Source organism: Ferrithrix thermotolerans DSM 19514 (assembly GCF_900128965.1).
In the GTDB taxonomy this organism is placed as follows: domain Bacteria; phylum Actinomycetota; class Acidimicrobiia; order Acidimicrobiales; family Acidimicrobiaceae; genus Ferrithrix; species Ferrithrix thermotolerans.
This window is the reverse complement of the sequence record NZ_FQUL01000089.1, coordinates 1-1,433: the sequence shown is the minus strand read 5'-3', so window position 1 is coordinate 1,433 and position 1,433 is coordinate 1. Positions and strand designations below refer to the sequence as shown.

The 1,433-nt window shown below is 51.6% G+C and carries 3 protein-coding genes; all 3 read left to right on the top strand.

Annotation, left to right across the window (positions count from 1 at the left end):
* Nucleotides 1–301 (top strand): ATP-binding protein (locus tag BUA24_RS12870; RefSeq protein ID WP_218587487.1); only part of this gene is annotated, 301 nt, incomplete at its 5' end.
* Between the two features lie 399 nt (nt 302–700).
* The gene (locus BUA24_RS11715) at nt 701–979 is read left to right on the top strand and encodes a transposase (RefSeq protein ID WP_178138848.1); all 279 of its coding nucleotides are present in this window, start codon (nt 701–703) and stop codon (nt 977–979) included.
* A 132-nt stretch (nt 980–1,111) separates the two neighbouring features.
* Entirely contained in the window at nt 1,112–1,354 is a 243-nt protein-coding gene (locus BUA24_RS12345; RefSeq protein ID WP_143146560.1) for a hypothetical protein, read from the top strand.
* The last annotated feature ends 79 nt before the right edge of the window (nt 1,355–1,433 follow it).

Below are 1,433 nucleotides of genomic sequence, written 5' to 3'. Positions count from 1 at the left end.
AGTTCCTCTCCGATGTACTCAAATGGCTGTACTGCTTTCCCATCTATCACCTCCGGTCCACTTTGACCTTCGGTGTTCCACTTCATTCTTGAGCGGGCCCTTCTATTTAAAAGTCATCACCAACCGAGAGGAAGCCTCACCTCTCATGGTAGCGACGAACTTACCCTTTGGAGAATGGAGCAGTATCTTCGTCTATGGACGTCTCGCAGTCACGGTCGTTGACCGCATTACCTACCGCTCCAAGATACTAGAAACAGGTATTGAGTCCTATCGGCTCAAATCAGCTAGGAAGAAAGGCTAGCAAGCACCTTGGCGTTCCTTGGGTAGGAATCTGAGGATTACGTGCGCTGTACTACAGGACTGAGGGTGGGGCCAAATGCCGCAACCGTAGTAGGGCCATATTGGTCAAGTGTTTACATGGGCTGAGTAGTTGTCTAACACGACGTGAACACCCAGCTCCTTTTGGTACTTGTCGATCGATGATTTCTAGGAACTGAAATCATTTCTTTCGCCCTGTTAGCAACCGTCATCTTCGTGATGACCTTGCCGGAGGCGTAATCGAGAGCAGCATAGAGATTGCTGGTACCATTTCGCCAGTACCTAGGTGTGCGACGCAGAGGTACCTGAGGAGCCCCGAGAAAACTAATCCACCTCTAATATGAGTTGTCCCTGCAAAATAGATTATGGAGGAATAAAGAACATGAAGTCGAAAAGGCATACTCCCGAGCAGGTGATAAGAAAGCTCGCCGAAGGTGATCGGATGCTCAACGAAGGAGCGACAGTAGCCGAGATAGCTCGCAACTTCGCCGTCACTGAGACAACCTGGTACCGCTGGAAGAACCAATACGGCGGGATGAAGGCTAATGATGCCAAGAAGCCCAAAGAACTCGAGAAAGAGAACAGCCGGCCAAGAACCATTGTCGCTGACTTGAACTTGGACGTAGCGATGCTCAAGGAGATCGCCTCGGGAAGCTTCTGACACCGAATCGTCGCAGCAGCGCAGTATCGGTACTGTAGCGGCGCTTCGGGGTTTGTGAACGACGAGCCTGTTGAGTTACCGGTCAATCACTTCCCACACAGCGTTTGCCGATACCGATCCCACCACCAACCAATGAAGCCCTCACCTCCTGGCTGTGGTCCTTTGCCTTGGAGCATCTGCGCTGGGGTTATAAGGCAGGCCAACAAGCAAGGATGGTCGGCAGACGAAAGGCACATTCAGGGACTTAGGCGCAACGCAGGACTCAAGGTCCCCTACCAAAAAAGAAAGAAGCCCACCCACGGCAAAGGCATAGCCATGGGAGTTCGTCAGCCAACAGAAACCAATGTCTATAGGGCGATGGACTTCCTCCTTTGACCAGAGCACCGATACTAGTGTCCCTAGCCAAAGTTTCGCTGTGAAACAGGAATTTTCAAGTTTCGGCCCCTGTTGAACC